This is a genomic window from Hungatella effluvii (assembly GCF_003201875.1).
GTDB classification, from domain to species: Bacteria; Bacillota; Clostridia; order Lachnospirales; family Lachnospiraceae; genus Hungatella; species Hungatella effluvii.
In genome coordinates this window covers 179,557-198,156 of record NZ_QJKD01000013.1, presented here as the reverse complement: position 1 = coordinate 198,156, position 18,600 = coordinate 179,557, and the positions used below count along the sequence as shown (strand labels likewise).

Genomic DNA, 18,600 nt, shown 5'->3' with positions numbered 1-18,600 from the left:
CAGTACGCATTTAAGTCCGGCGGCACTGGTACTGCGTTTTCCGGATTCAGATAATAAGGCAGTAATGAAGTGAAAAGCATATAGAGAGTAAATGACGACAGCAGGAGGATTGCGCGGTGTTTACCGCGTGATCTGTCCGGCTGTTTTTTTGCGTAATAGAGGTGCAATGAGATTCGGACGAAGCTTCTGCCATAGAGACGGTCAGAAGGGCCGCGGGGCTTTCCTGAGAAAAGAAATCACCAGAAAGGACGTGTGCAGTGGAAAAAAAGGACGGTTTGTGCTATACTGAAACAAGCTGATTTGACTGGAGGAAGAGAAGATGAAAGTTGAGAAAACCGTTTGGAATGGAAAAGAAGGGTACCTTCTTCAGAATGAATCCATGGAAGTATTCGTGAATCCGGAGGATGGTATGAATATCTATCAGATGGACTGGGAAGGCCGTCAGATGATCGCCTGGGAAGAGGAACGCTATCAGAGAAAGGCGACGTACGGAGTACCGGTCCTTTATCCCACGCCTAACCGTTCGGAGGATTTGAAGATTCAAACCTTTGGAAGGCAGTATGATGCCAGGATGCACGGTCTGGTGAAGAATCTGCCCTTTGAGGTGAAGGCGGCGGATACAGATGGACAGGCAGCCCTGGTGACGGGTGTTCTGATGTGGAATGAGGCGCAGCCGGATTTCCCGATGTTTCCATTCCCAAGTACATTAAGTATAACGGTCAAGGCGCTGCCTGATGAGGTGGTCTGGAGTTATGAGGTGGAAAACTGCGGAGAGGGAGAAATGTCCTATGGCATTGCGGTCCATCCGTATTTCAATAAGAGAGAACAGGAAGTGAAGATCACCGTCCCGGCCGCTTCTGTCATGGAAATGACGGAGGAGAAGATTCCTACCGGGAAGCTGATTCCGGCAGGAGAGACGGTACCGGATTTACGTACACCCGCGTTGGTGGACAGCCTTTCCCTGGATCACGTATATACGGACTGCCAGGCGGGAGCGCATGCGGAAATCTTCTATAACGACTGTAAGGTCAAACTGGAAGCCACAGAGGAATTTGGCCATATTGTCGTGTTTACTCCGAAGGCGCCGTTCTTCTGCATCGAAAACCAGTCCTGCTCTACCGACTGTTTTAACCTTTTTGCAAAAGGATTCGTCCGTGAATCCGGGCTTCAGACCGTGAAAGCAGGGGAGAAGAAGTCCGGTGCGATCCGGTTTGTATTCGAGAATTAGCGGCATGACCCCTGACAATTTTCCGTGTAGTAATAGCGGGAGACTTATGCTACAATGAAAAAGAAGCGAAAGTCCCTGCCGGAGCGGGCAGTTCATGGTGCACGATGGAAAGGAAAAGTATGAGGGGAACCATCAGATATATGGTGATATGCGGCAGTTTAATATTGACAGTTCTGTCTGCGGGATGCAAAACCGGGGATCAGAGCGTTACCTATGCCGGTGAGCAGGTTCCTGCTGCGTCTGCACCGCAGACAGAGGAGGAGATCATCTATCTGATCGGTGATGATGAGGTGACGGAGCCGGAGAAGTCATCGGGAAAGCGGGATTCTCTGATTAATCCGGAAGGAAAGACTCTGGAGGAACGCTTTTTTACACCGGAAGGCTATACGAGAATTCCCAAGGAAATGGGAAGCTTTCAGGGATATTTAAGGCGATATACGATGAAACCGGATCAGAGCCCTGTCCTTCTTTACGACGGAAGTGAGAAACAAAATCAGAGCGCCCATGCGGCGGTATTTTCCATGCCGGTGTTTGAAGGCGATCTGCAGCAGTGCGCCGACAGTATTATCCGCATCTACTCGGAGTATTTCTGGAAGATGGGGGACTACGATAAAATTGCGTTTCATTTAACCAATGGATTTTTAATGGATTATCCGGCCTGGAAATCAGGAAAGAGACTGGTGGCAGATGGAAATAAGACTTCCTGGGTTTCAAAATCCGGTTCCGACGATTCTTATGAGACGTTTTTAAAATACTTAAGAACAGTGATGATCTACGCTGGTACACTCTCCTTAAACGAGGAGGCGGTTCCTGTAAATGTGAGCGATATTCAGGCGGGAGACATGTTTATAAAGGGCGGGAGCCCGGGACACTGCGTCATGGTGGCTGATGTGGCACAGAACAGAGACGGCAGCCGCTGTTTTCTGCTGGCTCAGGGCTATATGCCGGCCCAGGAATTTCAGATTATAAAAAATCCTCTTCACGAGGACGATCCGTGGTACTATGCTGCGGAACTGAACTATCCTTTTGTGACGCCGGAATACGTATTTGACGAGGGGAGTCTGAAGCGCTGGTATGGATTTGGATATTAAAGAAATCGTCAGGTTATCGCAAAGAAATTCCTTTTTTCTTATGGTATGATAAAGAGAGAATGGGGAAATCAGATTGCGGCAGGCAGGGGGAATACGGATGGCAGGATATTTCCGAATGATTTTTACAATGCTGGTTCTGGCCGCCACTTTGGCCGGATGTACGAAGGAAACCGCCGAAAGGCCCACGGAACAGCCGGTGGAAGAACGGGAAGTGACGGTGGTATCCAACGGTATCAGTTATGTGCCTTTGGAGAACTGGACGAATAATTTGACAACAGAGACAGATAAAGATGGAAATGAGCAGGAGACAGCGTCCTGCGGCCTCTGGCTTACTCCGGAGAAGATCGTGAAGGAGACGGATGGAGAGTACCATATGCCGGAGATTTTCTATGCGGATGACTTTAAGATAAAGGTTAAGGGGAATGGGCACAATCCCATCGATTACATCATCTACAGTATGGGATTTGACACGGTGGACAGTGGAAAGGTGATGAACCCATCCGATATACTCATCCCGGTGAATGGAAAAGACTATTACGTGCAGCTGGAATTTTCACAGGGAGATGAGAAGAATTACTCCCATTACCAATATTTTTTCAAGGTGGTGAAGGGGGATCCGCTTCCGCAGATCAGAGTGACTCATGAGAGGAAGAGTAAGGAGATTCCCAGCGCCTCCGGAGTGATTCTGTGGAACGAGCCGGGAGAGGACGGCGATACGGTCAGTACGGCGGCCTGCGGACCGGAGCCATTTACCGTGCTTGCAAAAGAGGAACGGGAGATTCCGTATCTGCCGCTGGGGCGGTGGATTACAATAGAACTGACCGGGGATAAGCAGCCGGACGAGGTGATTCTTTCCGATTATATCCTGAAAGAAGACGGGAGCCCTCGTTACGATGAAAAGACAATCATAACAACGGAACTGGAGTATGACAACCACGAGATGAGGTTCTGTCTCACTCCCAATTTGAACGCGATGCTGAGCTCGGACATGTCTGCGTATATGACAGGCGGCATACTGCGAGGGTTTAAGCTGGAACTCGTCTGGGATGACGGAAGCCGGGCGGAGTACGGCTTTCTTATTTCCACGGATGCCTCCTTTGTCGGAGAAGACCCTGCGGCTGTGGAGGCGGACCGACCGTTTAAACCGGAAGCTGATTTGTTTCTGGATTTGAAACGATCGGAGGAGGAGGCCTTTGAAAAGAAGCTGGTTCTGGAGATAAATAACCAGTCCAGATCGCCGGTCCTGTTTGGAGACGAGATGAGACTCATGAGAATTGACGGCATGGAGATGACGGAAGTGCCGGTGAATCCTGACGTGATCTGGAACAGCATTACCTATCAGGTGAGTTCCGGCTCCTATAAGGCGCTTACAGTGGATCTGGAACGCCTGTATGGAGAACTGGAGTCCGGCAGATATCGGATCATCAAGGGCGTGCGGCCGGTCGGCGGCAGCAGAAGAGAACTGTATGCGGATTTTATAGTGGGTCCCAGAGAATAAGGAGCTATCAGAGTGAAGAAAGCGCAGCATCCGATCACAGATGCTGCGCTTTTAAAAAAAATCTTTTAGAATAGGATTCCTTTTCCTGATGAAATTACGTACGTGCCTGTGATCGGCTCTCAGATCTTCCGGCACTGTGGATAATGACGCTGATTCTCTTATATACGAGTGATGTAATCAGGGACACGGTAATTCCCTTGATAATATTAAACGGTCCGACACAGATGAGGGCAAAGGTCCATACATTGCTGATTGCCGGATTAATGGCGGCGCCTGCCTGAATAATCGTATCCAGCGGCATCAAATTCGAATAAAACGGGATCAGGATATACACGTTTATGACAACGCCGACTACAGCCATCATGACAGCGCCTGCGGCCATGCCAAGTACCGCGCTCTTCTTTGTCTTATGGAAGCGGTAGATAATGCCTGCCGGGAGAATCAGGGAACACCCGATCATCAGATTAGCAAATTCGCCTACAAATCCGGTGCTGGTTGGCTTTAAAACTAATTTAACCAGAATCTTGACAATCTCCATCACGACGCCGGCAATCGGCCCCAGCGCAAACGTACCTACCAGAATCGGCACCTCGCTTAAATCGAGACCGTAGAAGCTGGGTGCGATAAATGGCAGCGGTATCTCGAAGATCATCAGGACACCGGCGAGCGCGCCGAACATGCCCATTAATACCACATTTTTTGTTGACAGCAGTTTGTTTTCTTTCATTGTTGCATCCTCCTAAAATTTGGTTTTGTAAGTTCATCTCTAAGAGGAATCATGCGGCTTTCTGCAGTTCTGATGATCGGTTGATAGAACAGAGCGCCCGTATTGCGGGACTCAAAAAAACCCTGGATAATTGATCCAGGGCGTCATAATTCATATCAAACCGTGTCAGGCACTGCTGCCTGTCACACAATTTCTTCTCTCATCCAGACTATACTGTCGGTTCCGGAATTACACCAGATCAACCACTGTTACAGTGGGTCGCGGACTATACCGCCGGTGGGGAATCACACCCCGCCCCGAAGAACTTATATTTATTTGTAACTGTATAATATCACAGAAATACGGCGCTTTCAAGAACTTTCTGCCTTATTTGATGTTTTATGTCACAAATCAGATGTTGAGTTGTCTAATTAGATGCAGGAATCAGATATGCAGGAAACGTTATATGCAAAAAGCGAAAGAGAGGAAAAAGACATGAACGAAAAGGAACAAATGGAAACACAAAAGCTGGTAAGACTGGCAGCAGAGGGGGACAAAGGGGCTCTGGAGCAGCTCCTCACCGGGGTACAGGATCTGGTTTTTAATCTCTCCCTGCGTATGTTGGGGACCATTCATGACGCGGAGGATGCGTCGCAGGAAATACTGATCCGGGTGATGACCAATCTGGCCTCTTTCCGTGGGGAGAGCGCTTTTACCACCTGGGTATTCCGCATTGCGGTCAATCATTTGAAAAACTATAAAAAGAGTATGTTTGCGCAGCATCCGCTGAGTTTCGAATACTACGGCGAAGATATTGTGAGTGGAAAAGAAAAGGATATACCGGACTTAACGATGGGGGTGGACCGGAACCTGCTGGAGCAGGAATTAAAGCTTTCCTGTACGAACGTGATGCTTCAGTGCCTGGATACGGACAGCCGCTGTATTTACATTCTCGGTACCATGTTTCGCGTGGACAGCCGTCTGGCGGCCGAGATACTGGAGATTTCTCCGGAGGCCTACAGGCAGAGACTGTCCAGAATTAAGAAAAAGATGGCTGGTTTTCTGGAGGAATACTGCGGCTTAAGCGGTAAAGGGGTCTGTTCCTGCAGTAAACGGATTTCCTATGCGATCGTGACTCACAGGGTGAATCCGGAGAAGCCGGAGTATACCAGCCTGGAGGAAAATACAGAGTTCCTTCAGGAGTGCAAGACGGCGATGGAAGAGATCGATGACCGGTCTCTGGTCTTTTCTTCCCTGCCAGCCTACCGGACGACAAGGGCAGCGCGGCAGTATCTGAATGAATTTCTGAAATCGGACTGCTATTCTATGATTTCCAACGCATAGGAGGCGGTATGATGAGAGAAAACTGTATCATGGACTTTTTAAAAGAACTTGAGCGGAACAATGACTTAAAATGGATGGCAGACCACAAGGCATTTAAGGAACAGGCGGCGGCAGAGTTTGAAGAGCTGCTTCAGATGGTGATGGAACGCCTGGCGGAAAAAGATCCGTCGGTGATTGGACTGCCTCCAAAAAATCTTATATACCGTCTGAATCGGGATACGAGATTCAGCCGCGACAAATCCCCTTATCATGCAGCTTTTCGCGCCCATATATCGCCTGCCGGCCGCGCACCGATTCCGGGCGGCTACTATCTGAATCTGGCGCCGGGAAATGTATTTTTGGGAGGCGGCGTGCATGCGGCCCCGTTTAAGGACGCTGTGACAATGATACGTGATTATATCTGCGGCCATGGAGAGGAATTGGAGACCATTGTATCCGCTCCGGATTTTCAAAACCATTTTACGATGACCGGGGAGCGCTTAAAAAATGTTCCGCGTGGATATGATGCTGATTTTCCCCAAAGTGAATACTTAAAGTATAAAAGCTGGGACATTGAATGCTGCCTGGAGACAGAGGAACTTTGTGATCTGGAGGATTTTTGTGAAAGGGCGTCGGAGCTGTTTCTGCTGATGCGGCCATTCAATGATTATTTTAATGAAGCGGTCAGGGATTTCCAGTACCCGGTTCGGAAATAGATTATCTTTTTGACCGGAAATCCCGGATAATCATGACACACAGTTGACATGTTTGCCGTGATAAGATTAAGATCCAGACAAAGGAGTCTGAGATAAAAGAACTGTGAGGAAGAAAAAATGGATGAAAAGTATTGTCAGAGCTGTGGTATGCCGATGGGAGAAACGGAAGAATTGTATGGAACGAACGGAGACGGAAGCAGGAATGAAGATTACTGTAAATACTGCTTTCATGATGGGTCGTTCGCGATGGACTGTACCATGGAAGAGATGATTGAAGGCTGTGTCCCCATGATGGCGGGAGCGAACAGCGGTATGAGTGAGGAAGAAGCGCGGAATATGATGAAACAGTTTTTCCCGGAGTTAAAACGATGGAAAAAGGCGCCTGTTAATCCAGAGTAAAGTATGGTATGATTAGAAAAATCATTTGCATGGAATGATATAAAACAGGAACCGGCCGGTCTGACGGTGGTTTTGCATGGAGGTTATGATGGCGGACGACATTCTTAATATTTTTTCAGAGCCCACAGCCGGCTGGTTTGCGGAGACATTCGGGAAAGCGACAAAGGTACAGGAGGAGGCGTGGCCGGCGATTGCAGCCGGGAAGCCGGTGCTGGTCAGCGCTCCTACGGGTACCGGCAAGACACTGTCTGCTTTTCTTGTTTTTATTGACAGGTTAAGTATGCTGGCCAGGGAGGGAAGGCTGGAGGAAAAGCTCTATCTGATCTACGTTTCGCCGTTAAAATCACTGGCAGGTGATATACGGGAAAACTTGAGACGGCCGCTTGATGGAATCGGAAGGGAAGCAGGGCAGCAGGAGATCACCGTGGCGATCCGCACCGGGGACACGCCCCAGAAGGACCGCCAGAGAATGGTGAAGCATCCGCCCCATATTCTGATTATCACGCCGGAATCGCTCTACCTGATGCTGACCTCACGGTCGGGCCAGGGGATCGTGAAAACGGCTGAGGCGGTGATCATTGATGAGCTTCACGCTCTGATCGATACGAAGCGGGGGGCTCATCTGATGCTTTCCATCGCGAGGCTGGACCGGCTCTGCGGCCGTAATCTCCAACGCATAGGCCTGTCAGCCACGATAGAGCCGCTGGAGCTGTCTGCGGAGTATTTATCCCCCGATCCGGTAGTCATCTGCGCTCCGGCCATGGAGAAGAAGGTCTTAATTGAGGTGGTGGGAACGACTCCGGCCAACGGGAGAAGAAAGGATCCGGTCTGGGAAGAACTGGGGATGGCAGTCTATCAGAAGTGTCTGGACTGCAGAAGCGTGATTGCATTTTCGGAAGGGCGCCGGTATGCGGAAAAGCTGGCTTATTACGTCAATCTGCTGGGCGGCGACGGGTTTGCCAGAGTTCATCACGGAAGTCTCTCGAAGGAACAGCGGGCGGAGGTGGAGCAGGACTTGAGAGCGGGCCGGCTCCGGCTGCTGTGCGCCACCTCCTCCATGGAACTGGGAATCGATGTGGGCGAGATAGATCAGGTCCTGCAGATCGGCTGTCCGCGCACGGTTTCCAGTACGATGCAGCGGCTGGGGCGGGCGGGCCATAACCCGGGATCGGTCAGCGTGATGTACATGTATCCCAGGACGGCACCGGAGAGCGTCTACTGCGGCATGACCGCCGAGATCGCCAGACTGGGTGGAGTCGAGCATACGAAGCCGCCGAGGCTCTGTCTCGATGTGCTTGCCCAGCACCTGGTGTCCATGGCGGCAGGAGACGGATACAGCGTGGATGATGTGATGGATGTTCTGTGCAGGGCCTATTCCTTCCGCGATGTGACGAGAGAGGACGTAAAAGGCGTGCTCCGGATGCTGGCTGGTGATTACGAACATGGAAGAGAGATTCCAGTGCGTCCGCGGGTGCTCTACGACCGGATTCATGAACGGGTGACCGGAGACGCCTACAGCCGTATGCTGGCTGTCGCGGCAGGAGGAACCATCCCGGATAAGGGGCTCTACGCGGCGAAGACGGAAGATGGAGTGAAGCTGGGAGAACTGGATGAGGAGTTCGTGTATGAATCCCAGATTGGAGACAAGTTTGTGCTTGGATCTTTTGCATGGAAGATCGTCAGCCAGGACCGGGATACTGTGGTAGTGACGCAGGTTCCGGCGGAGGGAGCCAGGCTGCCGTTCTGGAAGGGGGAGACGAGAGGCAGGACGCTTCGCACCAGTCTGGCGTTCGGAAGGCTGTTCCGGGAGCTGGGAAAGGCGGCGGAGGCCGGGGGAGAACAACTGACCGAATATGATAAGCCGGCGGAAGCACGGCATCCAGATGAAGCTGGCCGGCTGGCGAGCTGCTCTGACGTACTTACAGATACACTTACCCGCCTTGGCCTCGACGGCGCGGCGGCCTGCAACGCGGCCTCTTTTTTGAGGCGCCAGATTGTGGTAACCGGAGGACTTCCAGACGACAGGACGATCGTTGTGGAACGGTTCAGAGATCATACGGGAAGCAATCAGGTCATGGTGCACGCGCTGTTTGGGAGACGGGTCAATGCACCGCTGTCTCTTCTATTGCAGCATACGGCCAGACAGTTATGCGGAATTGATATCGGCTGCGTGGATGAGGAGGATGGCTTTCTTTTGTATCCTTATGGGGAGGACGTTCTTCCGGAAGGGCTGCTGTTCAAGATCGACGAGGGACAGGCCAGGAGTGTTCTGGAGGCGGCGCTTCCCCTGACGCCTCTGTTCAATATGACCTTTCGCTATAATGCGGCCCGCGCGCTCATGATGGGAATGAAGCGGAATGGCCGCCAGCCGCTCTGGATGCAGCGGCTGAAGAGCACGGAGATGCTTTCCTCCCTGATTAATGAGCCGGGTCATCCCCTGATCCGGGAGACGAAGCGGGAATGCCTTGAGGACCAGTGGGATATTGACGGCGTAATAAAGATCCTGAGCGATATCAGGGCTGGGCTCATTACAGTACGGGAAGTCTGTGTGGATGTGCCGTCGCCCATGTCTCTTCCATTCCAGTGGCAGGCGGAAGCGGCGGAGATGTATGAGTATTCGCCGGTTACGCAGGGAATACGTGAGGCTGTCTATGAGGAATTGAAGCAGACAGATATGATAAAGCCGCAGGCGGAGGAGCTGGCCAGGATTCAAGCACGGAAGAAGCTTCCGGAGGATGAGGACCAGCTTCATTCCCTTTTGATGATGGAAGGCGATTTAATTGCCGGAGAACTGCCTGTGCCGGTGGAGTGGCTGAAGAATCTGGCGGAGAGAGAATTAGTTTCCTACATGGAGCCTGGGATATGGATTGCAGCAGAACACCGGGAAGAGTATGAGCTGGCTCTTCTGGAGGGGAACGAAGAAGCGGCCATGCATATTGTGCGGCGGATGCTCTATTACCGCGGCGGGCAGAATACGGAAGCGGTGAGTGAACGGTACTTTTTCCCGGAAGGTATGGCGGAATGCATACTGGAAAAGCTGACGGCAGAATCACTCGTGGTGGAGGACGACGGGATCTTTTACCATGCGAAACTCTACGACAGGGCCAGGCGCGCTTCAATCAAAGGTATGCGTCTGGAGGCTGTGACTCAGCCGCCCACGCATTATGCGGCGCTGGCGGCCGAAAGAGCCTTCGTTGCCGCGCCGGGGGAGGAACAACTGAGGCGAGCGGTGGAACAGATCTGCGGAAGGAAGTATCCGGTCAAATTCTGGGAATCCGTCTTTTTTGCACGGCGTGTAAAAAATTATACCGAGGCTATGCTCGACAAGCTTTTGGCACAGGGCGACTATTTCTGGCAGATGAAGCCTGATGGGACACTGGCTTTCTACCAATATGAAGATATCGATTGGGAGGCGCCGATTTCAGGGCTTTCGGAGGAACTGGAGGGGGATGAGAAGCTGATGTATCAGGAGCTGATGCGCCGGGGAGCCAGCTTCCTCAAGTTCCTTACGGAGGTACCGAAGCAGGACAGCGCCCAGGAAGTGCTTCTTAAGCTGGCAGAAAAAGGCCTTGTCTGTGCGGACAGCTTTGTGCCGGTGAGACAGTGGCAGAATCGGGAAAAGGTGAAGAAGGCAACGGCGAGACAGCGGGTGAACGCACGGGTGATGGCTCTGTCTGCCGGCCGCTGGGATATTGTGCGTCCGGTTAAGAAAAGGACCATGGAAGAGTGGCTGGACCTGTTTTTAAAAGAAACGGTGGTCCTCTGTAAAGAGACCTACCGCAAAGCATGCGATCCCTGCATGGATTCAGCCTATGTGCTGTCAGCCGGCGGTACGGACGAAGCTAAGGCGGAGCAGGAGGCAATGACCTGGAGAAAGGCCCTGGATGTGCTTCGGATCTGGGAGTACACGGGGAAAGTCAGACGCGGATACTATGTATCCGGTATGTCGGGGGCGCAGTTTATCCGGAAAGAGGATTATGAAAGCGTGACAGCGGCTTTAAAGCAGCCGAATGATGAGGTGGTCTGGCTGAATGCAGCGGATCCGGCGCAGATATGGGGAAAGGCTCTGGAACAGCCGGAGGACAGAAGCTTTATGAATTTGCCGGGGACAGCCGTCGCTTTCCGGCAGGGAAGGACGGCCGCAGTGATGGAGCGCCAGGGAAAGGTTCTTAAGTTCTTTGAGGAAGAAGGGATGGAGGCTGTACTTTCTGAGTTCGTCCGCTGTTTTCAGAGAAAGCTTTTATTTCCTGAGCAGAAGCGCCTGATTTTGAAGGAATATCCGGAAAATGCCGGCGAATTATTAAAAAAGGCCGGTTTCATCCGCGAGATGCAGGACTATGTACTCTATCGGTAACGAAGACTACAATAGTATCTGTTGGATACTAAGAAACAAATCGGTTACTATCCCACTTATTTGTGCGTTCTTGCTGTAAATGCTGCAGCGGTTTATAATTCAGACAGGAAGACGAGGGAGTCCTGGCGCGTGGTGTAAATCAATTATCAGACACGCTCTCGGATGAGAGATTCCTGGTGAGAGCACAAAAAAGGAGGGAATACCATGAGCGAATGGCAGTCCACGGTGGGGAGACTTATCGAGGAAGCGGAGGCGGTCGTCGTCGGAGCAGGCTCCGGGATGTCGGCCGCCGCCGGTTTAACGTATACAGGCAGGCGCTTCCGGGAGAAATTCGGTGATTTTATCGAGCACTACGGTATGACAGATATGTATTCGGCCGGTTTTTACCCGTTTCCCACACAGGAGGAAAAATGGGCGTACTGGAGCAGGCATATTTATTGTAACCGCTACGATGTTCAGGCTGGAAAGCCCTATCTGGATTTGTATCAGCTGGTGAAAGACAGGAATTACTTTATTCTGACAACGAACGTGGATCATCAGTTTCAACTGGCGGGATTTCCGGAAAAACGGATCTTTGCGGCTCAGGGCGATTACGGTATGTTTCAGTGTGCAAAGGCCTGCCATAAGAAGCTGTACGAGAACGAGAAGGAAGTAAGAGCCATGGTGGCCCGGCAGAAAAATCTGAGAATACCGTCGGAGCTGGTGCCGAAATGTCCGGTCTGCGGTGGTGATATGGAGGTCAATCTGCGGTGCGACAGATACTTCGTTGAGGATGAGGCGTGGGAGCGCGCCTGTGCCGGATATACCGGTTTTATAAGACAGAATCGGAACAGGAGGCTGGTGTTTCTGGAACTGGGAGTCGGCATGAACACGCCGGGAATCATTAAATATCCGTTCTGGCAGCTGACAGACAGGGAGAAACATGGTTTTTATATCTGCATCAATCAGGGAGAAGCCTGGGGGCCGGAGGAGATCAGAGAAAAATCCTTATATGTCAACATGGACATTGCAGAAGCTCTGGAAGCAGTCAGAGAGGTGATGTGATTTGAAAAATGAAAGTTACAAGACCAAGGAAGAACGCCTCAGGTATCTGATCCGGACTATGCAGAAGGAGATGCCTCAGTATCGCGGCATTGTGATTCCAGAGGACAGTGCGGGGCAGAAACAGCTTCTCCGCTCTCTGATGAACGTAAGGCCTCCAATGCCGGCAGATCCGGAGTTTCTGGCAGAACAGGATTTGTATCTGTCGGAGGAGATTGCCGCGCGCGGCATTTTGGAAGGGACGGATCTGGTTCCTGTAAAGGAGAACGGCCGGATCTGTCTTTGGCAGGGGGATATCACACGTCTGAAGACGGGAGCGATTGTAAATGCGGCCAACAGCGCGCTGCTGGGGTGCTTTCGGCCCTGCCACTCCTGTATCGACAATATCATCCACTCCTATGCGGGTATTCAGCTCCGCCTCGCCTGTAATGAAATTATGGAGGCCCAGGGGCACGAGGAACCGGTGGGGCATGCGAAGCTTACACCTGCTTTCAATCTTCCATGTGATTCGATTCTGCATACGGTCGGTCCGATCATTACCGGTCCGCTGCGAAGAACAGACTGCCGGCTTCTGGCGGACTGTTACCGCTCCTGTCTGGAACTGGCTGTGGAAAATCAGATTACCTCGATTGCATTTTGCTGTATCTCGACAGGAGTATTCTGTTTCCCGCAGGAGCGGGCTGCGGAGATCGCGGTGGAGACGGCTGTTGGTTTCTTAAAGCAGAATGAATCGGTCCGTCAGGTTATATTTGATGTTTATACCGATCAGGATTTGGTTATTTATCAGAAACTGCTGGAATCGGGCGTGTCATATTTACGAAATTCGGCGGGTGAGTGAACCGCCGGGAGGAGCGGCTATGAAAGGTGTGATTCTGAGAAAGGGCGAGAGCGCCTACTCGTATTTTTTCGGGGTATTCTCTGCGATTTCCCCGGCTGTTGCGGAACGGAACTGGCTGATAACGGGGTATGAAAATTATCCGGAGGAGCTGGAGCCGTATGGCGGGAACTTAGGCCGGGAAACGTTCTTTTGGTTGTCGGGGGAGCGGTTGGAGGAGATCGTCCGGCAGCAGAATTATCCGTGGTACTGGGGCGTCCTGTCGGGATTTAAGAGAGACATGCCGCTGCACCAGGTGCTAAGCTATGGACTGCCGTATGCGGACGGATACACCGGTTTCTGGAAGAATCCAGTCTCCATTCAGCATCCGATGGCTGATATTGAGATCGTGGCGTGGGACAGTGCGCTTACACTGCTGATCAGCAGGGATGAAGCCATTGCCCAGGCGTTCCGGAATGCCTATCCACGGAGTGAAGACCTGGAGACGTACAATCTCGGGGAACCGGAATCGGAGGAGTGGCGGAAAATATGGGAGGAAGCGGAGCTGCATTACGGGGATGGCGGGAGGTAGAAATGCAGGAACCTGCCGGGTGAAGCTGTCCGAGCATGCAGGAACGAGCTATTGCAATCATCTGTATTACCACGTTATGAGGGAGATTAAAGAGAGACAGATAGATGCGGAAATTGTATTTCTCCACATTCCCATGTTGAAGAATATAGACGAGTTTGAGCGGCTGACTGAAACAGCGACCGGTGATGCGGCATTAGCGTTACCTCCATATATCGGTGAAGAGCAGGACAAAATGGAATAAATACTGCATTTAAACAAAAAATATGCTGAAAATCTTGTACGATCAAGACTTCCAGCATATGACTCATGGAGATAGTGGGATTCGAACCCATGACCTCTTGAATGCCATTCAAGCGCTCTCCCAGCTGAGCTATACCCCCATGTCCGCTATTATAGCAAAAAGATAAAAAATTTGCAATCACTAATTTACACTTTTTTTCTGATTTTTCCGATTTTTGAAATTTTAGCCTGCAATGGAGCCGGATGAAACTAAAATGGAATAGAAAAAAATAGTAAAAAATAAAAAAAGTGCAGGATTTCTATGAAAGATATCCTGCACTTTTTATCATCGAGGCGACAAGATTCGAACTTGCGGCCTCTGCGTCCCGAACGCAGCGCTCTACCAAACTGAGCCACGCCTCGATATGATACGCTTAGAAGCGAACGAATCATATAATAACACTTTTTGGCAGAATTTGCAAGTGGAAAATGAAAGAAAAATTAAAAAGTGGAAACAGTTGGAAGAAAGCTGCCTGGAAAAAGTTCCGTTTTGCATGCTATTACGGGCATTACCGGCTCTTTTTAAATGGAATCAAAAACTCGGGGATTCCGGTTGAGTAGGGGGCGATGTCGTATTGCTGGAAATAGATGACAATCCCCTTGGGTGTTACAAAGAAGCTTTCCGGTTTGAAGCTGGATCGAATCAGAGCCGGGTAATCGTCAAAATAAGTGGAAGGCGAGTCCGTTTCCCGCGCCTTCACCTGCTGGTCCAGAATCCGGAAGATGCCTTCCCGGTAAGCTGGATTGTGAGGATAGAAATCAGCCAGCGTCAAGTATCTGCCGCTGCTGAAATCCCAGGTATCCGAGGTCCGGATCGTGCTTCCGTGTGCGCCTCCCGTATAGGTATACTGATCGGTGTAGAGGCTTGTCATGCATCCGGAATTCCAGGTGACGGTATAAGCGCTTATGAACTCATATCCGAAAAAAGGATAGTTGTCTTTCTTTGCGTATTCTGCCTGAACGGAGGCCTGGGAAGCCAGGACCGTGCGGCAGTACTCCTCCGTCTTTCGGGCTGCGGTGGAATAAAACGCATTGATACTTAAGGCGGCTGCCTCAGAGCAGGTTGTGGTGAAGTAAGGATAACGGATCGTATAAGTGAGTACGGCAGTCCCTTTGCTGTATACGGTGTCCGACAGTACTCTTTGGGTAATGGTCTGCATATTGGCTCCATAAAACAGGATTTCTATATTAATATGGCCGTCAAAATGGAAATATGCAGTATGACTGGGACATCATGGAATTATTTACCAGATGACCTACTTTTTATTCCTTTTTATGGTATTTTGTTGTATGATAGAAAAAAAGGAGGGTGGACATGTTTACGTCGGCAAAGGATATTATGAAAATCATATGGAACGGATTAAGAGAGATAAAGAAAAATTGTTCTGATTACTACGAAAAGGATGCCAGAAAGATATATGAGGAAACCTTAAGCGGAGTAAAGGCGGAACTGTCCGGTCCGGAGCCGGAGGAAAAGCGGAAAGAACGTCTGGTTAAGAACCGATGGGAGAAGATGCGTGTGGAACGGAAGATCGCGGTGGTCAGTATTTTGACGATTCTGGTTTCCCTGGTGCTTGTGACATCCTATGGCAGATGGATGGATTTTGGGGCATTTTTGCTGGTGATGGCGGCGGTGGCCGTTGTTTCGGTCTGGTGGATTTCACACCTGTTCAGGAAGCGTTTCAAACTCAGTCTGGAAGGTTGGCTGCTGGAAGCAAAAGAGGTATAATAACCTTGCTTTTTCATGCATTGTGCGTTAATATAGTAAATAGTATATACAAATGTGAAAGATGCGAAGGAGGTGCCTTATGATGGAAACATTTTTATGTTTTGAGTCAGAGGGCGCTTTTTTTTTGATTCCGCTGAAGTTGGTACGCCATATTGTCCAGGGGAATGCGGGACAGGAGAAGACGCTTACATTTAACGGGTGTGAGGCTGAGCTTTATTCGGTTGGAGCTTCGTGGGGGGACAACCGGGAACAGGAGTACGCAGTCCTTCTGGAGGTGGAAGGCGGTCTTCCGGCTCTTTTGGCTGACCGTGTGGCCGGTGTATTTGAAGTCCCGGACGACAGAATATTTGAGCTTCCTGAGGATGTGACCGGAGAGAAGAATGATTTTTTGACGCAGGCGGTGTATCTTGATTCCTCCGGATGCTGGGCCTTCGTGATGGATATAGAACGGTTTCTTAATAAAGAGAGGAATTGAACGGGTCATGGTTTCAAACAGAGAAAAACGGCTGGACCGTCTGACCAATACGTGGACAGAAGCGGCGGCTGAAGTGATGATTAATGAATACTTGAAGGAAGCGGAGAACTGGGGAGGCGACGGCCTTTTTCTTCTGGAGGCGGCAAACGGCGGGACGAAACTTCCGGAGGCCTCTGTGAAGCAGGCGGCCTTTCTTTTGCAGTGTACCCTGAGGCGGACGGATCTTGTGGCGAGAGTGGGCGAAGACTGCTTTCTCGTCTTTCTTCTGGGATGCCGCAGCCGGGAAGATGCGGTCTCTTCCATGAACAGCGTCCGTACCAGCCTGGAGCGGGAAACGGATCTGTACATGACGGCGGGAGGCGTACTGACAGACGGACGGGAGCAGACTTACGACTCTCTGTTAAAGAGGGCAAAGGCGGCGCTGGCGCGTGCGAAGCAGGAGGAGAAGTTCCTCTGTTTTACAGAGATGTGCGGAAAAATGGAGACAGGGGCGGCGGAAACAGATCTGGCGTATTCGATACGCCCCATACCTGAATACATAGAGGACAGCGGAAAAGCCGACATGGATTTTATCCGCAAAATTATGGATTATTTTCTGCCCGGAAAGCAGGAATGCCCCATCGAAATGGGATTGAAACGGATCTGTGCCTATTATGGATGCGGTGAGGCCTATATTCTGGAGCGAAAATCCGGAGGGAAGGACTATGAGATTACCTTTTCCTGGATGGAAGAGGAGCCGATGGTCCGCAACGATAATTTAAAGACGATACCGGGACTCATTGCAGAACGGTATCTGGAGCTTTTCCGGAACCGGAAGGTGCTGGCCTGTAACAGGATCTGCGAACTGGAGATTCTGGATCCGGTCATCGCGGAACGCCAGAAGCTGAGAAAAACGAGATCCCTGATGCAGTTTCCGATCATGGAAAATGGGGACTATATCGGATATATCAGTGTGAATGATAATAAAAAAGAAAGGCTCTGGACGCTGGAGGAGAGCATGACCTTCGCTCTGGTTGGGCGCGTTATGGCTGCCTGTATTCTGGAACGCCGTTTTCAGCGTTTTACGCAGATTCTGATGGATCATGACCGGCTGACAGAGGCATGGAATTACAACCGCTTTTTAAGCGAGGGAAGGAAGCGGCTGAAGAATGCGCCGCTGTTACAGGCGATAGTCACCATGGATATTAAGAATTTCAAGGTGATTAACGCGAATTACAGTTATGAGACAGGAAACGATATTCTGGTGGGCATCAGTTCTCTGCTCAGTAATTTTACGGGCGGCGGAGAGTGCTTTGCCAGGATTGAAGCCGATAAATTTGCGCTGCTCCTGGAATACCAGACCGTTAATGGCCTGCAGCACCGTCTGGATCAGCTGCTGCGGCGGGTGGAACAGATTCCGCGGGAGGAGAAGAAGGACTTCTCGATCAGCTGCATCATGGGCGTCTGCCTGGTGGAACCGGGAGACACGGAGATGTCTATCCTGGTAGACCACGCCAATATGGCCAGAAAGGCGTTAAAGGATTACCATAAGAGTATCTACAGCTTCTACAACAGGGAGGCGGAGCGCAAATTCGCAAAGGAACGGGAGCTTGCTTTCCGCATGAAACGCGCGGCGGAGAATGAGGAGTTTGTCGTCTATTACCAGCCCAAGGTGGATCTGCCCCGTAAAAGCTGTATCGGGTTCGAGGCGCTGGTGCGCTGGAAGATGATGGAGGGGCAGATGATTCCGCCCGACGAATTTATCCCGCTGTTTGAAAAAAACGGATTTATTACAGAGCTTGATTTATATGTGTTTGAGCGTGTTTGCAGACTGATTAAGAGCTGGAAGGACAGCGGCAGAACGCCGTATCCCATCGCGGTGAATATATCCAGGATACATTTGACAAAGCCTGACTTTTTGGAGGAACTGGAACAGATCGCCGGCAAATACGGTGTGGAGAGCCGATATCTGGAGCTGGAGATTACAGAGAGTGCATTTTTAAACAATCCGGGAGAAATCCTGGAGGTGGCGCGGCGGATCAAAGAGAGAGGCTTTGTCCTGTCCATGGACGATTTCGGAACGGGCTATTCGTCACTGAGCCTCCTGAAGGATCTGCCCGTCGATATTATTAAACTGGATAAAGAATTCTTCCAGAAGCGCTTAAGCGACCGGGAGAAGATCATCATCGCCAACGTGATTCATCTGGCTCATGAGTTGGATATTCAGGTGATTTCAGAAGGAATTGAGACGGCCGAGCATGAGACGTTTCTGACGGAGATCGGATGCAATCTGGCTCAGGGTTACCGATACGGGAGGCCTGCGCCCATCGGGGAATTTACGGATCTGATGGCAGACTGAAGGAAAGGAGGGGCACA

16 protein-coding genes, 2 tRNA genes and 1 riboswitch are annotated in these 18,600 nt (G+C 50.8%); of the genes, 14 read left to right on the top strand and 4 right to left on the bottom strand.

Features of this window, described 5'->3' with window-relative positions; all coding sequences use genetic code 11:
• Positions 1 to 319: 319 nt before the first annotated feature.
• The 3 genes from DFR60_RS22270 to DFR60_RS22260 all read left to right on the top strand — a co-directional run bounded on the left by DFR60_RS22270 (position 320) and on the right by DFR60_RS22260 (position 3,817).
• Positions 320 to 1,228, top strand: a complete 909-nt coding sequence (locus DFR60_RS22270) for an aldose 1-epimerase (protein WP_110324851.1) — start codon at positions 320 to 322, stop codon at positions 1,226 to 1,228.
• 119 nt (positions 1,229 to 1,347) lie between these two features.
• Entirely contained in the window at positions 1,348 to 2,319 is a 972-nt protein-coding gene (locus tag DFR60_RS22265; protein ID WP_110324850.1) for a DUF4846 domain-containing protein, read from the top strand.
• A 97-nt stretch (positions 2,320 to 2,416) separates the two neighbouring features.
• Positions 2,417 to 3,817 (top strand): immunoglobulin-like domain-containing protein, encoded by a 1,401-nt coding sequence (locus DFR60_RS22260; RefSeq protein ID WP_110324849.1) that lies wholly within the window; start codon positions 2,417 to 2,419, stop codon positions 3,815 to 3,817.
• Positions 3,818 to 3,911: 94 nt separating this feature from the next.
• Here the strand turns inward: DFR60_RS22260 and DFR60_RS22255 are convergent, their stop codons facing one another.
• A complete protein-coding gene (locus tag DFR60_RS22255; RefSeq protein WP_002600362.1) occupies positions 3,912 to 4,544 on the bottom strand; it encodes an ECF transporter S component in 633 nt (210 codons plus the stop codon).
• A 187-nt stretch (positions 4,545 to 4,731) separates the two neighbouring features.
• Positions 4,732 to 4,852: riboswitch (FMN riboswitch) on the bottom strand.
• Between the two features lie 166 nt (positions 4,853 to 5,018).
• On the opposite strand from DFR60_RS22255, the gene DFR60_RS22250 reads away from it, so the two are divergent.
• The 8 genes from DFR60_RS22250 to DFR60_RS22215 all read left to right on the top strand — a co-directional run bounded on the left by DFR60_RS22250 (position 5,019) and on the right by DFR60_RS22215 (position 14,003).
• On the top strand, positions 5,019 to 5,867 hold the full coding sequence (locus tag DFR60_RS22250; RefSeq protein WP_110324875.1) for an RNA polymerase sigma factor: 849 nt from the start codon (positions 5,019 to 5,021) through the stop codon (positions 5,865 to 5,867).
• Between the two features lie 8 nt (positions 5,868 to 5,875).
• Positions 5,876 to 6,562 carry a DUF2461 domain-containing protein gene (locus tag DFR60_RS22245; protein WP_243005146.1) on the top strand — a complete coding sequence of 229 codons (687 nt, stop codon included), beginning with the start codon at positions 5,876 to 5,878 and terminating at the stop codon, positions 6,560 to 6,562.
• A 117-nt stretch (positions 6,563 to 6,679) separates the two neighbouring features.
• Positions 6,680 to 6,961 (top strand): zinc ribbon domain-containing protein, encoded by a 282-nt coding sequence (locus tag DFR60_RS22240; RefSeq protein ID WP_110324847.1) that lies wholly within the window; start codon positions 6,680 to 6,682, stop codon positions 6,959 to 6,961.
• Between the two features lie 88 nt (positions 6,962 to 7,049).
• Positions 7,050 to 11,315, top strand: coding sequence for a DEAD/DEAH box helicase (locus DFR60_RS22235; RefSeq protein ID WP_110324846.1), 4,266 nt, complete (start codon positions 7,050 to 7,052; stop codon positions 11,313 to 11,315).
• Between the two features lie 204 nt (positions 11,316 to 11,519).
• Complete coding sequence (locus tag DFR60_RS22230; protein WP_110324845.1) at positions 11,520 to 12,359, top strand: SIR2 family NAD-dependent protein deacylase; 840 nt, start codon at positions 11,520 to 11,522, stop codon at positions 12,357 to 12,359.
• A 1-nt stretch (position 12,360) separates the two neighbouring features.
• Positions 12,361 to 13,194: a protein-ADP-ribose hydrolase gene (locus DFR60_RS22225; RefSeq protein WP_110324844.1), complete on the top strand. Its 834-nt coding sequence runs from the start codon at positions 12,361 to 12,363 to the stop codon at positions 13,192 to 13,194.
• A 19-nt stretch (positions 13,195 to 13,213) separates the two neighbouring features.
• Positions 13,214 to 13,762, top strand: coding sequence for a hypothetical protein (locus DFR60_RS22220; RefSeq protein ID WP_110324843.1), 549 nt, complete (start codon positions 13,214 to 13,216; stop codon positions 13,760 to 13,762).
• Positions 13,749 to 14,003, top strand: coding sequence for a pyroglutamyl-peptidase I family protein (locus DFR60_RS22215; RefSeq protein ID WP_167437686.1), 255 nt, complete (start codon positions 13,749 to 13,751; stop codon positions 14,001 to 14,003). Before DFR60_RS22220 ends, DFR60_RS22215 begins: the two co-directional genes overlap by 14 nt.
• 66 nt (positions 14,004 to 14,069) lie before the next feature.
• Here DFR60_RS22215 and DFR60_RS22210 read toward each other — a convergent pair.
• The 3 genes from DFR60_RS22210 to DFR60_RS22200 all read right to left on the bottom strand — a co-directional run bounded on the left by DFR60_RS22210 (position 14,070) and on the right by DFR60_RS22200 (position 15,201).
• Positions 14,070 to 14,142: transfer RNA gene (locus DFR60_RS22210), tRNA-Ala, on the bottom strand.
• Between the two features lie 188 nt (positions 14,143 to 14,330).
• Positions 14,331 to 14,404, bottom strand: a tRNA-Pro gene (locus DFR60_RS22205).
• 146 nt (positions 14,405 to 14,550) lie between these two features.
• Positions 14,551 to 15,201 carry a DUF3298 and DUF4163 domain-containing protein gene (locus DFR60_RS22200; RefSeq protein WP_110324841.1) on the bottom strand — a complete coding sequence of 217 codons (651 nt, stop codon included), beginning with the start codon at positions 15,199 to 15,201 and terminating at the stop codon, positions 14,551 to 14,553.
• Positions 15,202 to 15,356: 155 nt separating this feature from the next.
• Between DFR60_RS22200 and DFR60_RS22195 the strand changes: the two genes are divergently transcribed.
• From DFR60_RS22195 to DFR60_RS22185, 3 genes are all read left to right on the top strand, one after another.
• Entirely contained in the window at positions 15,357 to 15,770 is a 414-nt protein-coding gene (locus DFR60_RS22195) for a hypothetical protein (protein WP_110324840.1), read from the top strand.
• Between the two features lie 79 nt (positions 15,771 to 15,849).
• Entirely contained in the window at positions 15,850 to 16,245 is a 396-nt protein-coding gene (locus tag DFR60_RS22190; protein WP_110324839.1) for a chemotaxis protein CheW, read from the top strand.
• Positions 16,246 to 16,252: 7 nt separating this feature from the next.
• Positions 16,253 to 18,583 (top strand): bifunctional diguanylate cyclase/phosphodiesterase, encoded by a 2,331-nt coding sequence (locus DFR60_RS22185; RefSeq protein ID WP_110324838.1) that lies wholly within the window; start codon positions 16,253 to 16,255, stop codon positions 18,581 to 18,583.
• Positions 18,584 to 18,600: the final 17 nt, after the last annotated feature.

Bases quoted from the DNA above. Each gene is read 5' to 3' on its own strand.
- DFR60_RS22200 (WP_110324841.1), bottom strand. From the start codon at position 15,201: ATGCAGACCATTACCCAAAGAGTACTGTCGGACACCGTATACAGCAAA.
- DFR60_RS22190 (WP_110324839.1), top strand. From the start codon at position 15,850: ATGATGGAAACATTTTTATGTTTTGAGTCAGAGGGCGCTTTTTTTTTG.
- DFR60_RS22255 (WP_002600362.1), bottom strand. From the start codon at position 4,544: ATGAAAGAAAACAAACTGCTGTCAACAAAAAATGTGGTATTAATGGGC.
- DFR60_RS22270 (WP_110324851.1), top strand. From the start codon at position 320: ATGAAAGTTGAGAAAACCGTTTGGAATGGAAAAGAAGGGTACCTTCTT.
- DFR60_RS22265 (WP_110324850.1), top strand. From the start codon at position 1,348: ATGAGGGGAACCATCAGATATATGGTGATATGCGGCAGTTTAATATTG.
- DFR60_RS22215 (WP_167437686.1), top strand. From the start codon at position 13,749: ATGGCGGGAGGTAGAAATGCAGGAACCTGCCGGGTGAAGCTGTCCGAG.
- DFR60_RS22230 (WP_110324845.1), top strand. From the start codon at position 11,520: ATGAGCGAATGGCAGTCCACGGTGGGGAGACTTATCGAGGAAGCGGAG.
- DFR60_RS22235 (WP_110324846.1), top strand. From the start codon at position 7,050: ATGGCGGACGACATTCTTAATATTTTTTCAGAGCCCACAGCCGGCTGG.
- DFR60_RS22185 (WP_110324838.1), top strand. From the start codon at position 16,253: ATGGTTTCAAACAGAGAAAAACGGCTGGACCGTCTGACCAATACGTGG.
- DFR60_RS22250 (WP_110324875.1), top strand. From the start codon at position 5,019: ATGAACGAAAAGGAACAAATGGAAACACAAAAGCTGGTAAGACTGGCA.
- DFR60_RS22260 (WP_110324849.1), top strand. From the start codon at position 2,417: ATGGCAGGATATTTCCGAATGATTTTTACAATGCTGGTTCTGGCCGCC.
- DFR60_RS22245 (WP_243005146.1), top strand. From the start codon at position 5,876: ATGATGAGAGAAAACTGTATCATGGACTTTTTAAAAGAACTTGAGCGG.
- DFR60_RS22240 (WP_110324847.1), top strand. From the start codon at position 6,680: ATGGATGAAAAGTATTGTCAGAGCTGTGGTATGCCGATGGGAGAAACG.
- DFR60_RS22195 (WP_110324840.1), top strand. From the start codon at position 15,357: ATGTTTACGTCGGCAAAGGATATTATGAAAATCATATGGAACGGATTA.
- DFR60_RS22220 (WP_110324843.1), top strand. From the start codon at position 13,214: ATGAAAGGTGTGATTCTGAGAAAGGGCGAGAGCGCCTACTCGTATTTT.